Origin of the sequence: Pseudomonas sp. NFACC25 (assembly GCF_900100935.1) — a bacterium.
In the GTDB taxonomy this organism is placed as follows: domain Bacteria; phylum Pseudomonadota; class Gammaproteobacteria; order Pseudomonadales; family Pseudomonadaceae; genus Aquipseudomonas; species Aquipseudomonas marginalis.
This window is the reverse complement of the sequence record NZ_FMUC01000008.1, coordinates 215,925-228,968: the sequence shown is the minus strand read 5'-3', so window position 1 is coordinate 228,968 and position 13,044 is coordinate 215,925. Positions and strand designations below refer to the sequence as shown.

The following is a 13,044-nucleotide window of genomic DNA, read 5'->3' as shown; positions in this document are numbered from 1 at the left end:
AACAACCACGGGCAGAGCTCACCTTCGGGCTTGTGGAACAGCGCACTGATGGTGCCCAGAGGCGTCCAGTCGGCCTGGATGCCTTAGAGACTTTCGAGGAAGGGTAGAGCAATTTCCAGCACCCGACGATGATCCATCTGTTCCGGCTCGACTATCCCGCGGTGAAGCATGTATTACGCACCGGTCCCCCGAGCCCCTGCTGATTCAAGCAAGCGAAACCCTCGCCTCACTCAACGCCATGACCACCGACCAGGCCTTCGGGTTCGAAGGTGCCAACCGTCACAAGCTACTGGCCACCTAACAATTGATCGTGCCAGGTGAACTGATGGTCGAACGAGTGCTGGTACTCACCCAAGACGCGCGCGCATTCCAGTAACAAGAAAGGCCGAGTCGCATTCAGCGTCTCGGCCTTTTGTTGTCATACATCCACCCTGCTATTTTCCAATCTTAATCATTATCAACTCCCAAACCAGCAAGTTAGCCAACTAACTATTTTCAAACATCCGCCTGAATAGCTAATCATCCGCGTCGCTGTTGCTTTAACGATAAACCCCTCGATTATTTTTATTTCACATATATTTTACATTCCCCCACATATGCTAATGTCATTACGACATCAACGCTGTTCCAACCAGAATCAAGGGGTGTGTATGGCAGGTGTAATGGCATCCGTTAACAGCCGTACACAACTGGTCGGTCAGAACAGGCTGGAATTATTGCTATTCCGCTTCAACGACCAACAGCTGTACGGAATCAACGTCTTTAAAGTTCGGGAAGTTATCCGCTGCCCCAAGTTATCTCTACTACCAAAGTCTAATAACAACATTTGTGGCGTTGCCAATATACGCGGCGCTTGCATTCCTATTCTAGACCTCGCGATGGCAACGGGGCTGCCCGGGATCACGGATAAAGAAAGCGCCTTTATTATACTTACGGAGTACAACAACCGCGTTCAGGGCTTCCTGGTGTATGCGGTTGAACACATCGTCAATTTGAACTGGGAAGATATTCATCCGCCCCCCAAGGGCAGCGGCGACAACAATTACCTGACGGCCGTTACCCGTACCGATGATCGTCTGGTCGAAATCATCGACGTGGAAAAGGTGCTGACGGAAATCTCGCCCTCGTCCGAGGAAATATCCGTCGGCGTGGTGGATGACGCGGTCACTCAACAGGCCAGGCATCTGCGTGTGTTGACCGTGGACGACTCGATGGTGGCGCGTAAACAGGTGACCCGCTGCCTGGAGACGGTAGGCGTCGAGGTGGTCGCCTTGAACGATGGGCGCCAGGCGCTGGATTACCTTCGGGCCATGCTCGACGAGGGGCGCAACCCGCATGAGGAATTCCTGATGATGATTTCGGACATCGAAATGCCGGAAATGGACGGTTATACCCTGACCGCCGAAATCCGCGGTGACCCGCGCATGGCCAAGTTGCATATCGTGCTGCACACCTCCCTGTCGGGCGGTTTCAACCAGGCCATGGTCAAGAAAGTCGGAGCCGATGACTTCCTGGCGAAGTTTCGCCCGGATGACCTGGCAGGCCGCGTAGTCGCGCGTATCAAAGCCGCGAGCCCGATCTGAAAGGTAAGACAACACTGCTCAAGCCAGGGAGGCTGATGAGATACATATAAGAAGAACATCAACAGAGGGCATACCATGTTGAAGTGCAATGAACTTAATCTGCAGTCGCCTGACGGCGAGGCAAAGCCCTTCTGGCGGGGCGGTGCACCTTCAGAGGGGCCGTGCGCCCTGGGCTGCGGCGCTCCGCCAGCCACCCAGCCCCCAACAGCTGCTCCGGTCATCGCCGTCGTCCCCACCTCCATGCAGGACGAGTTGGTCGCCGCACAGGAAATCTGTAGCCGCGCCAAGACCGCCGTTGTCGAAATGTTCGGCCATGCCCGCATGGGCCGGGCCCTGGAGCTTGAAGACGTCAGTGCACTGGTGGACGACATTTCGAGCTCGATCGCCCGCCATCCCAATGCCTTTATCAGCCTGGCACGCCTTAAAAGCATCGACGACTACACCTACATGCATTCGGTCGCCGTGTGTGCGTTGATGATTGCCCTGGGCAATCAATTGGGCCTGTCCTCCGCACTGATTCGTCGGGTCGGGATGGCCGGGTTGCTGCACGACATCGGCAAAATGGCCATACCAGGTGCCGTCCTCAACAAGCCTGGCCGGTTGAGCAGTGACGAATTGCAGTTGGTGCGCACCCATCCACTGGAGGGGGAGAAAACCCTGCTGGCGGCCTCGCAGATGTGCGAAATGGTCGTGGATGTGTGCCTGCATCACCACGAAAAAGTCGACGGTACCGGCTACCCCCATCAGTTGGCGGGTGACCAGATCAGCCTGGTGGCCCGGATGGCGGCGGTATGCGATGTCTACGATGCAATCACCTCGGACCGTTCCTACAACCAGGGCTGGGACCCCGCCGTCGCCATCCAGCAGATGTCCACATGGGACGGACACTTTGATGACGAGGTATTTCGTGCGTTTTTAAAGTCCGTGGGTATTTACCCGATCGGTTCTATCGTTCAATTGAAAAGTGGCAGTATCGGCGTAGTCATAGAACAACATCCTGATTCTTTATTGACGCCAAAAATAAAAGTGTTTTTCCTGCCCGTTCTGAATATCTATGTAACGCCGAAAATAATAGACCTGAGTGATCCCGCACAACCCGACCGGATTGTCGCGAGGGTGCCGCACCAGCGTTACGGTTTTAAAAACACCGACCGTTTATGGCTCGATGAAGAGACGCCCAAAGAGCACTAAGCAACACCCAGCGCTGTACCGCATGTATATGCCTAAGCAGCCAATGATAAAACACTATGCCTTGTGCAAAGAAAGTACCGGAATGTCGACATTCGATGATGTTGGCGACTATTAGCATGGGCAGGAAATATCATGAAATTCAACTCACTGCAGACTCGAATTTGCTTCACCGCCGGACTCTGCCTGTTTATCTCCTGTGCGAGCCTGGTGCTGTATGGCCTCTATTCCTCGAACGCCAACCAGGCCTATGTAGGTGCTGAAGTTTCAACCCTGATTGAAAGCGCCACTATCCGCGAAGTGCAAAACCTGGCTGAGGCGCGTGCCAATGCCATCCAGGCAAAACTGCAAAACGCCTTGGATTCGGCCCGCACAATGGCCAATACCCTGGGAGCGAGTAAAAGTGCCCAGAGCCCGCTGAGCCTGGGCCGCGAGCAGATCAATGCGATGCTGCTCAGCGTGCTCAAGGACAACCCTGACTTCAACGGCACGTATTCATGTTGGGAGCCCGATGCGCTGGACGGCCAGGATCAAGCCTTTCGTATCAATGAGGGCGGTAACAACCCGCTGACGGGCCGCTTCACGCCTTACTGGACACGCAGTTCAGACGGCCATATCGCCGTGCAACCGCTGGTTGAGTACGATTCCGATGCCCGCCACCCCAACGGTGTGTTGAAGGGCGGCTGGTATTCCGGCCCGCGGGACACCCAGAAAGAAAGCGTGCTCGACCCGCTTCCCTACGTGGTGCAGGGCAAAAATGTATGGCTGACCACGCTGTCGGTACCGATCATCGCCAATGGCAAGTTCTACGGCGTGGTCGGTGCAGACTTCGACATTTCGTTTATCCAGAAACTCAGCGAACAAATGTCCGCCGACCTGTATGGCGGCAAAGGCTCGGTGTCGATCCTGAGCAATCAAGGGTTGGTGGTGGCCGATAGTAAACGCCCGGAGCTCATCGGCCAGTCGCTGAAAGCCTTGCTGCCCGGCACATGGGAAAAAGTGTTGGCCAATGTACAGAAGGGCCAGGGAGACAGTCGGCTCAACCCGGACTCACAGGAAATCGAAGTGCAGATGCCGATCAACCTGGGCCGCACCGGCAAGCCCTGGGCGATCGTGATCCATCTGCCCAAGGCGGTGGTCATGAGCCAGGCCATTGCCCTGGAGCAGGAACTGCAGTCACGCGGCGTCAAGAGCAGCATCTGGCAGGTCTCGGTCGGCGTGGGTATCTCCTTGCTGGCATTGCTGGCGCTGTGGTTCGCCACGGCGAAAATCGTCGGTCCGATTCGTGAAGCCGCAGCCCTGGCCGCCAACATCAGCCTGGGGGATTTCTCGCGCCGGCTGGTGCAAAAATCTGAAGATGAAGTGGGCCAGTTGTCCTTTGCCTTGAACGATATGTCGGAAAGCCTGCAACGCCAGGTGCGCGTAGCCGAGCGAATTTCCGAAGGGGACCTGGATCTGGAAGTGCGCCTGTCCTCGCCCAATGACACCCTGGGCAAGTCGTTGGAAAAAATGGTCGGCAACCTGAACACCTTGATTTCCCAGGTGCAGGCCAGCGCCACGCAAATCACCGGCAGTTCCGCGCAGGTCACCGAGTTGAGCCAGTCGCTGTCCGACGGCGCGTCCAATTCTGCCTCGTCCATCACGGAAATCAGTGCGGTGATGACCCAGATGGCAGCGCAAACCACCGACAACGCCGCCAATGCGAAGAAGGCCGACGAGCAATCCCAGGCTTCCCGCGCCGACGCCGGGGAAAGTGACAAGTTGATGAGTGAATTGATCGCCGCCATGGCGGAAATCGACAACTCGGGCAAAGACATCACGGCCATTATCACCACCATCGACAACATCGCCGCTCAAACCAATCTGCTGGCGCTGAACGCGGCCATCGAGGCCGCCCGTGCCGGCGAACTGGGCCGTGGCTTTGCGGTGGTCGCCGATGAGGTCAGGAGCCTCGCCGCCCGCAGCGCCGAAGCCGCCCAGCAAACCGCCGCGCTGATTGCCGACTCCTCGACCAAGACCCAGCGCGGCATGATCATCGCCGGCCGCACAGCCGACTCGTTGAGAAATATCGTCAGCGGCACCAGCACGGTGTCCAGCCTGGTGTCGTTGATCTACCAAGCCTCCAGTGAACAGGCTTCCGGCCTGCAGCAGGCGAGCATCGGCCTGGAGCAGATCGATGAAGTCACCCAGCAGAATCAGGTCAACTCCCAACAATGCGCGGTGGCGGCCAAGAACCTGTCGGAACGGGCCAGTTCCATGCAACAGGGCCTGAGCCGCTTCAAAGTCAAAGCCTCGTAATGCCTCACGCGAAGCCAGGGGGGGACATCAACCTCCTGGCCCAGCGCTATAAACCCACTCCCATTCATGAAATATTAAGAATCGCCTCCCTATACTCACCGATTGCGAGCCGTTCTCCCGAACGGCCTTCTGCCTCGGTAGCCAGACTCCATGACGCGCCCCGCTCCCCTGCTGCTCCTGCTTGCTGCTCTGTTGTTCTTCTTTGCCCTGGGAAACCACGAACTGCAAGGCTCCACCGAGGCCCGCGTCGCGGGGATCGCCATGGCCATGCACCTGGACAATGACTGGGTCGTGCCGCAACTGTTTCGTGAACCCTTCCTGGAAAAACCACCCCTGAGCCTGTGGCTGGACGCCGGAGCGATTCGCCTGTTCGGCGGAACGCCTGGGGCGGTCCGCCTGGCGTCGGCATTTGCCGGTCTGTTCAGCGTGATGCTGTTCTATGGAATGCTGCGCCGGTTCGGGCGCCCGAAAACATTGGCCTTCAGTGCGGCGCTGATCCTGGCGACCATGGCCAGCTACTGGAGCAATGTGCGCGGCGTGGGGGAAGACTCACTGCTCAGCCTCGGCGTGACCACCGCGCTGCTGGCGTTCTACCAGGCGATGCGGCCTGAGTCCGAGCGCCAAAGCTCGACGACCTGGGCCTGGGCGCTGTTTACCGCCGGCATGGTGATCGCCACCTTGAGCAAAGGCGTACTGGGCCTGGCGATGCCGGGCATCGTGATTTTCGTGTACCTGGCCAGCACCAGCCTGATGGACAGGCGCCTGCGCCTCGCCGACTGGCTCAAGCCGGCGCTGTTCACCCTGCTGGCATTGGTGCCGCTGATGATCTGGTTGTGCTTCCTGTTCCAGCGCGGCGGGATGCAGGCCGTGGGCGAAGTGCTGTGGACCAACAGCGTCGGGCGCTTCAGCGGCTCGTTCGTGGAGGCCGGGCATTACGAGCCGTTCTACTACTACATCGCCAAGCTGCCCGAGGCCTTCCTGCCGTGGAATATCCTGGTGTACCTGGGCCTGTGGCACTTCCGGAAAAGCCTGGTGCGTAACCGCTACCGCCTGTTTTTCAGCGTATGGCTGGTGGCGCAATTCACCCTGCTGACGCTGGCCTCAAGCAAGCGCACGGTTTACCTGATGGCCCTGACACCGGCCGCCGCTGTACTGGCTGCGGAATATGTGCGGGTGCTGCTGAAATGGCTGAAGGATCACAAGCCGGCGTTGTACGCCTATCACCGCCGCGTGATTGGCGGCGTTTTTACCCTGGCAGTGGCGTGCTACCTGATCGCTGCTTTCTGGTTCGCGCCCAAAGCCGACGTGCGCCAGTCGTTCGTGCCGTTGATCAGTCAGATCCAGGCACTGCAAGCCGAAGGCAAGGAGGTGGTGTTGTTTCAGCCCAATGAGCGGATCGCCGGCGCCAGCGTGTTCTACACCCAGGCCTACCTACCGATCCTGCAGACCGAAGCCGAGCTTCAGCGCTTTTTGACCGCCAAGCCCGGCAACGTCGCGCTGCTGGACCATACCAACGACTTGACCACCAAGGTCACGGTGATCAAGGAGATAGCCATCAACCGCCAGCCCTACTACTTCATCGAGCAGTAAGGCCAGCGCGGGGCATCAGTGCTTGGTGACCTTGTCCAGGTAACCCATGGCGAAGGCCGAGATCACGAAGGTCATGTGAATGATCACGTACCACATCAGGTGTTGCGGATCGACGTTCTTGGCGTCCATGAAGATGCGCAGCAAATGGATGGAGGAAATCGCCACGATGGAGGCCGCCACTTTCATCTTCAGCGACGAAGAGTCCATGGTGCCCAGCCAGTTGAGCTTTTCCTTGTTTTCATCGATGTCCAGCTGCGAGACGAAGTTCTCGTAGCCGGAAATCATCACCATCACCAGCAAGCCGCCGACCAGGGCCATGTCGATCAACGACAGCAGCACCAGGATCAGCTCGGACTCGGCCATCGAGAACACGCTCGGCAGCAAGTGAATCACTTCCTGGAAGAATTTCAGCGCCAGCGCCAGCAACCCGAGGGACAGGCCGAAATAGATAGGCGCCAGCAGCCAGCGCGAGGCGTACATAGCATTTTCGATAAAGCGTTCCATTGGATCTCACACAGCATGGCTAGAAATGGCGGCGAGTATACCAGCCGCTATAAGACACCTGTAACCACGAGAAAACTGACCTGGGCGGCATCTGTAAGAGAATTTTTCTGCTAGTGTCGAGCCCAATAACTCGGCTCGATGACGTCGGACAGGAAAAAACTCAGATGATGGATGTGCGATCCCCTTTGGCCAGCGTTGGCCTGTGCGCCGCCTTGTTGCTGGCCGGCGGCTGTTCCCCAAGCGATGAGCAGAAACAGGCCACCCTCGAAGAGAAAACCGCGAAGTTCGAGCAGTCCCTCGACAGCATCCAGGATCCGAAACTGCGCGACGCCATTGCCGACCTCGGCGGCTCGCTGCTGCTGCTGGAACGGGCGCGGGTCAAGCTCGCCACCAAGCCCATCGAGGCCGAATACGGCGAGGACACCCTCGCGCTGCTCAAGCACTACCCCACGCCGCAAGGGCTGGTGGACACCTACATCAATGGCTTGTTCGTACTGCGCAAAGCCTCACATTCCGACTACCTGACCGATCTGCAGCCGGTCTTCCCGTTCAACTTCAATGTGCCGGACCAGTTCCCCTTCCCCCACGGCCTGGAATGGCAGTCCGTCACCTTAAGCAACAACAAGGTCGTGCCGTTCCAGCCGGAATGGTCGGAAACCGATCCCGGCATCCAGTTGAGCCCCAGCAGCTCCAACCTGACCAACCCGGATGACCTGACGGTCACCTACCCGTTTATCGATGGCATCGAGACGGAAAACAAAAGCCAGCCGCAACCCGTTCGCCTCAAAGGCGCAGTGGAAGTGATCGCACCGGGCAAAGTGCTGACCTTCGACTTGTCGAAAAAGGACGTCGGCCACAAACGCACCGAAGGCAATATCACCGTCAACCTGCTGCTCCTGGAAAAGAACTACGCCGAAATCGAACTGACCAACAGCCAACCACTGGCCCCCGAAGTGGGTGACGAATCGCCCAACCCCTTGCTGGTACAGGCACGGGACGGCACCGGACAATTCCTCACACGCTCGGGTTCGATCAACGAAAGCAGCGCGCAAGTCGAGTTCTACCAGAAACAGTTGGCCGAGATGCAAAAACAGAAGGCCTGGTCCGATGGGTTTGAAAAGCAACTGGTCGATGAGCAGAAAGCCTTCGAACACAAGCAGAGCAGCCATTACGCCAAGGTCTATTTCAATGGCCTGATCGACACCCTGCAGATCAATGTGCTGGATTTCTCCACGGCCACGGTCACGCGCAAGGACCTCGACCTGCCGGTCCTGCGCTTCGACAAGAACAGCCTGGAAAAAACCGTACAAGCCTTGCCCATGCCGGTCACCGTGTACGACGACGGCGCCGCCAGCTGGCTCAAGGACGCCTCGTTGACCGAGGAACAACTGAAGAACAGCGTCACCATCAGCCAGTCCGTCGAAGACGCCAGCGCCGCCCATATCGTGTTCGACCACCCATTCACCTTCAATGACGACCTGGTGGGCAGCGAGCGCAACAGCAGCGAATCACCGGTGACGTTTTTCACTGCCGATGAGAAAGGTGAACGCGGCGAGCCCATCGAGTTACCGACCGAGGCGTATGAATTGAACCCGGCCCGCGGCACCCTCACCTACGACCTCAACCTGTTCCCGGAAAACCCGGCGTTTGTGGTGGGTTCGATCCCGCTGTTCCTGGCGACTATCGAGAAAGGTGACATCGATGCGGCCAAGCTGCCCAAGGGTTTATCACTCAAGGACAACGCACTGATCGTCGACCAAAAGGAGTTCCCGGCCGACAGCTGGCGCTTCTATGCCAAGGACGCCAGCGGCAACTACCTCAAGGAAATCCTCGGCGTCAGCCACCGCGCCGAGGAATACGGCACGGCCTTGTTTGACGTGCATTACTTCTACGGCCAGCCGACCGCACTGGAAAGCTACCAGCGCACCGACCTCAGTACCGTGCAATACGGCTTTGAGGTCAAGCTGGACAAACCCGAGAGCAAATAACCGCGCCTACAGCGCCAGTTGCTCATGGCTGCCATTGAGCTGCCGCAGATGGGCCTGCATGTGCAGGCACCAGATCTGCGGGTCACCCGCCAGCTCATAGCCGTGCAGGGTCAGGCTGTCGACGATCGATTGCAGCATGCTTTCTGCCACGAAGGGCCCATGAAACGGGCCCTGGGACTTGATTGTGGAAGGCTGTTCACCCGTCATTCCGGCGGCAAACAACAAGGTCCACATCCCGTTATCCCCCGCGAGCGGGCGAACGGAACATTCGATTCGGGTAACCAGGCCGAAGCACTGGCGGGTAAGGCAAAGGTTGCGCGGCATGGCGGCGACCCTCGGTAGATCGGTGTTCAGCCTCAACCTATGGCGAGGCTGTTTCTATCCAGCGACTCCTGTGGATATCCCTAAGGCTCAGAATAGAATAAAAACATGACAAACCAAGGCTGTAGGGACCAACGGGCGTTGGCCCTCAGAAGGACGTCAATTTAGTGACGCAACCAGATCCAAATGTGGGAGGGGGCTTGCTCCCGATGCAGTGTGTCAGTCGACATCTACATGACTGACCCATCGCAATCGGGAGCAAGCCCCCTCCCACATGTTTGATCCGGCCTGGCCTCAGAACTCAGGTGGGCTTGGCTTCGGCCAGCGCCTGCTGCGCCAGTTCCTTCTCCGCGTCCTTCAGGTCTTCCTCGCTGATCATCTCGGCAATCGCGCGCAAGCGCTCGACCACGCGGGCATTGACCGTGCCTTCCGGGAACTGCCCCTCGGCGTCCGGCTCACCGGCATCCTCGCCCACCAGCAGGCTCAATGCCTCGTCGGCCTGACGCACCGCATAGATGTGGAATTGCCCGGCGCGCACGGCCTGCAACACCTTTTCATCCAGCATCAACGTGGCCACGTTCGCCTGGGGAATGATCGCCCCTTGCTCGCCGGTCAAACCGCGGGCTTCGCACAGGCGGAAGAAGCCTTCGATCTTCTCGTTGACCCCGCCCACGGCCTGCACTTCACCAAACTGGTTGATCGAACCGGTGATCGCAAAGCACTGCTTGAGCGGCGTCTTCGACAAGGCCGAGATCAACGTGCAGGCCTCGCCCAGGGACGCGCTGTCACCGTCCACGTAACCGTAGGACTGCTCCAGCGCGATACTCGCCGAGATCGCCAGCGGAAATTCCTGGGCATAGCGGCTGCCCAGGTAACCGGTGAGGATCATCACGCCCTTGGAGTGGATCGGCTGCCCGAGGTTAACTTCACGCTCGATGTCGACGATGCCGCTGCCGCCCGGGTACACCGTGGCGGAAATCCGCGCCGGCACACCGAACGCCGAGTCACCGACCTCCAGCACCGTCAGCCCATTGCACTTGCCGACCGCCGCGCCGGCGGTGTCGATCAGGATCACCCCGGCGAGCATATCGTCGAGAATCCGCGCCGACACCCGCCCGGTACGCGTGGCCTTGGCCTTCAGCGCGCGCTCGATATGGCCCGCATCGGTCATCTCATCGCCCGCCAGGTGCCGGATAAAGTCCGCTTCGCTGACCAGCTGGAACAAATCCCCAATACGTGCCGACAAACGGCCCTGGTGCTCCGCCAGCCGTGCGCTGTAGGTGGCCAGGCGCGCCACCGCGTCCGAAGTCAGCGGCGCCATGCCTTCTTCCGAAGTGCGGGTCTTGAGCAACTGGGCGAACTGCTCCAGGCTCTCGTCCACCATCGGGATGTCTTCGTCGAAATCCACCAGCACCCGGAACATCTCCTGGAAGTCCGGATCGGCGTCCTGCAGCGCGTAATACAACTGGCGCGAACCGATGATGATGACCTTGACCTGCAACGGGATCATCTGCGGGTTAAGGGTCACGGTGGCCAGGCGGCCCAGTTCGCCCAGGGGCGATTCCATCTTCAGCTTGCGCGACTGCAGGGAACGCTTGAGGGCGTCCCACACAAACGGCTCGCTGAGCATCTTCTCGGCTTCAAGAATCAGAAACCCGCCGTTGGCACGGTGCAACGCACCTGGGCGTAACTGCCGATAGGTGGTGTACAGCGCGCCCTGGTCGGTGCTGTATTCGATACGGCCGAACAGGTTGTCGTAGGTCGGGTGCGGTTCAAACACCACCGGCGCGCCACCGTTGACCGCATGGCCCACCACCAGGCTCGGGCAGTATTGCTCTTCGAGCAGCTTGCGGGCCTGGGCGTCGGTCTTGGCGTCGTCCACCAGTTGCTCGACCACGGTTTTCAGCAGGTACACCTGCATGGCCTGCAGATAACCGCAGACACCGGCGTTCTCCGCGTACTTTTCCGACAGCGGTGCGAGCAAAGGCTGCAAGGCCAGGGTGATGGTTTCTTCGTTGAACTGACGCAGTTGGTTGTTGGACTCGCGCTTCCACTGGGGCAGGCTGGCCAACTCCTCGTTGAGGCGTTCTTCCAGCTCGGAAATATCCGTGTGGAAACGCTCGCGATCCACTTCCGGCAGCTGCGAGAACTCGGCCTCATCCAGGGCCTTGCCGTCGAGCATCGGGGTGAAGGCGATATTTGAGCTGTCGCGGTACAGCGCCACGTCCTTTTCCAGGGCCAGGCGCTCGATCACGTCCAGGGCCTTGTCATAGCGCTGGTTGAAGGCACGGTCGATGGCACTCTTGCGCTGTTGATAAGTCGGGTGTTCGAACACCGCCGGGAAGGTCGCGACGAGGTTGTCGACCAGGCCATTGATATCGGCAATGAACGCGGCCGCACCGCCGCCTGGCAATTCCAGGGCGCGGGGTTCGCGAGGCTCGTCAAAATTGTTCACATAGACCCAGTCCGCCGGGGTCTGCAGGCGCTTGCCCTCGGCTTTCAGGTAGCGTTTGACGAACGAAAAGCGGCCGGTGCCCGGCTCGCCCATGACAAATACGTTGTAACCGGGGCGCGGCATGGCCACACCGAACTGCAACGCTTCAACCGCACGTTCCTGGCCAAGCACACCGCGAAAGGGCTCCAAATCATTGGTGGTCGAGAAGCTGAACTGTTCAGCGGAGAAAGGGCGAGTCAGCGCTTCGGGCGCTAGACGCAAGCTGGCAGCAACAGGATCAGGCATCGGGCTTCCTTACATCAGGCGGGGCAGATGACGGCATTCTGGCTCCCTGTTGCGCGCTCTGGCAAGGCGCGCCGTTGGGAAACCCTGGACACGGGAGGCGCCCTGCAAAAAAAATCGCGACATTGCTGATTGTTTTATAAAAACACACGGAACCCTTGGAACGTGCCTAAACTCCAAACTGCGCGGGTTGGACTAATAACCGATCCCTAGGGCGCTATGAAGTGCCTGAACCCTTGTCCATTGGTTTGCACACAAAGAGAACAAAGCTATGAAACGGATCCTTCTCGGTACTCTCTTCACCGTCGTCTCCCTCAATGCAATGGCTGAAGCACCAGGTGGCCCGAACTGCGGTTGGGGCAACATGTTGTTCGAAGGCCAGCGCGGTACTCCAGCTCACTTCCTGGCTTCCACCACCAACGGTACTTCGGGTAACGCCACCTTCGGCATGACCTCGGGCACCAACGGTTGCAGCACCAACAGCGCGCTGACCTACGGCGGCAAGTCCTGGATTGCCATGAATGGCATGATGAACGAGCTGTCCGAAGACATGGCCAAGGGTAATGGCGAAGCACTGACCACCTACGCCGTGGTACTGGGTGTTGCTCCGGAAGATCGCGAGCACTTCGCTGCCGTGGCTCACGAACACTTCCAGCAAATCTTCAGCAAGGCCGATGTGACCGCTGAAGACGTGCACAACAACACCCTGGCTGTACTGAAAGGCGATGCCCGTCTGGCGAAATACGCTACCCAGGCTTAAGCTCGTCCTGCCCGCGCCTACCCAGGCGCGGGTTTTATTTTTGGACCCGCCTCTCCTTGGGTCTCTCTAATTTCC

At 58.9% G+C, this 13,044-nt stretch carries 9 protein-coding genes and 1 pseudogene; 7 read left to right on the top strand and 3 right to left on the bottom strand.

From position 1 onward, the window contains the following. Positions 1 to 172: 172 nt before the first annotated feature. From BLQ09_RS31950 to BLQ09_RS19495, 5 genes and pseudogenes are all read left to right on the top strand, one after another. A pseudogene (locus tag BLQ09_RS31950) lies at positions 173 to 298 on the top strand (DUF6124 family protein); the annotation flags it as partial. A gap of 352 nt (positions 299 to 650) precedes the next feature. Beyond that, positions 651 to 1,583, top strand: a complete 933-nt coding sequence (locus BLQ09_RS19510) for a chemotaxis protein CheV (RefSeq protein WP_027605334.1) — start codon at positions 651 to 653, stop codon at positions 1,581 to 1,583. 75 nt (positions 1,584 to 1,658) lie between these two features. Further along, on the top strand, positions 1,659 to 2,774 hold the full coding sequence (locus tag BLQ09_RS19505; RefSeq protein WP_081744421.1) for a cyclic di-GMP phosphodiesterase: 1,116 nt from the start codon (positions 1,659 to 1,661) through the stop codon (positions 2,772 to 2,774). A gap of 132 nt (positions 2,775 to 2,906) precedes the next feature. Further along, a complete protein-coding gene (locus BLQ09_RS19500; RefSeq protein WP_027605332.1) occupies positions 2,907 to 5,069 on the top strand; it encodes a methyl-accepting chemotaxis protein in 2,163 nt (720 codons plus the stop codon). A 150-nt stretch (positions 5,070 to 5,219) separates the two neighbouring features. After that, positions 5,220 to 6,659: an ArnT family glycosyltransferase gene (locus BLQ09_RS19495; protein WP_027605331.1), complete on the top strand. Its 1,440-nt coding sequence runs from the start codon at positions 5,220 to 5,222 to the stop codon at positions 6,657 to 6,659. Positions 6,660 to 6,674: 15 nt separating this feature from the next. Here the strand turns inward: BLQ09_RS19495 and BLQ09_RS19490 are convergent, their stop codons facing one another. Beyond that, complete coding sequence (locus tag BLQ09_RS19490) at positions 6,675 to 7,163, bottom strand: TIGR00645 family protein (protein WP_017253710.1); 489 nt, start codon at positions 7,161 to 7,163, stop codon at positions 6,675 to 6,677. A 164-nt stretch (positions 7,164 to 7,327) separates the two neighbouring features. On the opposite strand from BLQ09_RS19490, the gene BLQ09_RS19485 reads away from it, so the two are divergent. Beyond that, positions 7,328 to 9,151: a hypothetical protein gene (locus BLQ09_RS19485; RefSeq protein ID WP_081744420.1), complete on the top strand. Its 1,824-nt coding sequence runs from the start codon at positions 7,328 to 7,330 to the stop codon at positions 9,149 to 9,151. A gap of 6 nt (positions 9,152 to 9,157) precedes the next feature. Here the strand turns inward: BLQ09_RS19485 and BLQ09_RS19480 are convergent, their stop codons facing one another. Continuing rightward, positions 9,158 to 9,475 (bottom strand): PA4575 family protein, encoded by a 318-nt coding sequence (locus tag BLQ09_RS19480; RefSeq protein ID WP_027605329.1) that lies wholly within the window; start codon positions 9,473 to 9,475, stop codon positions 9,158 to 9,160. A gap of 298 nt (positions 9,476 to 9,773) precedes the next feature. Beyond that, the gene (locus BLQ09_RS19475; RefSeq protein ID WP_027605328.1) at positions 9,774 to 12,212 is read right to left on the bottom strand and encodes a Lon protease family protein; all 2,439 of its coding nucleotides are present in this window, start codon (positions 12,210 to 12,212) and stop codon (positions 9,774 to 9,776) included. A gap of 268 nt (positions 12,213 to 12,480) precedes the next feature. On the opposite strand from BLQ09_RS19475, the gene BLQ09_RS19470 reads away from it, so the two are divergent. Then, complete coding sequence (locus tag BLQ09_RS19470) at positions 12,481 to 12,969, top strand: DUF3015 domain-containing protein (RefSeq protein ID WP_027605327.1); 489 nt, start codon at positions 12,481 to 12,483, stop codon at positions 12,967 to 12,969. The last annotated feature ends 75 nt before the right edge of the window (positions 12,970 to 13,044 follow it).

Bases quoted from the DNA above. Each gene is read 5' to 3' on its own strand.
- BLQ09_RS19485 (WP_081744420.1), top strand. From the start codon at position 7,328: ATGATGGATGTGCGATCCCCTTTGGCCAGCGTTGGCCTGTGCGCCGCC.
- BLQ09_RS19470 (WP_027605327.1), top strand. From the start codon at position 12,481: ATGAAACGGATCCTTCTCGGTACTCTCTTCACCGTCGTCTCCCTCAAT.
- BLQ09_RS19480 (WP_027605329.1), bottom strand. From the start codon at position 9,475: ATGCCGCGCAACCTTTGCCTTACCCGCCAGTGCTTCGGCCTGGTTACC.
- BLQ09_RS19510 (WP_027605334.1), top strand. From the start codon at position 651: ATGGCAGGTGTAATGGCATCCGTTAACAGCCGTACACAACTGGTCGGT.
- BLQ09_RS19505 (WP_081744421.1), top strand. From the start codon at position 1,659: ATGTTGAAGTGCAATGAACTTAATCTGCAGTCGCCTGACGGCGAGGCA.
- BLQ09_RS19500 (WP_027605332.1), top strand. From the start codon at position 2,907: ATGAAATTCAACTCACTGCAGACTCGAATTTGCTTCACCGCCGGACTC.
- BLQ09_RS19475 (WP_027605328.1), bottom strand. From the start codon at position 12,212: ATGCCTGATCCTGTTGCTGCCAGCTTGCGTCTAGCGCCCGAAGCGCTG.
- BLQ09_RS19495 (WP_027605331.1), top strand. From the start codon at position 5,220: ATGACGCGCCCCGCTCCCCTGCTGCTCCTGCTTGCTGCTCTGTTGTTC.
- BLQ09_RS19490 (WP_017253710.1), bottom strand. From the start codon at position 7,163: ATGGAACGCTTTATCGAAAATGCTATGTACGCCTCGCGCTGGCTGCTG.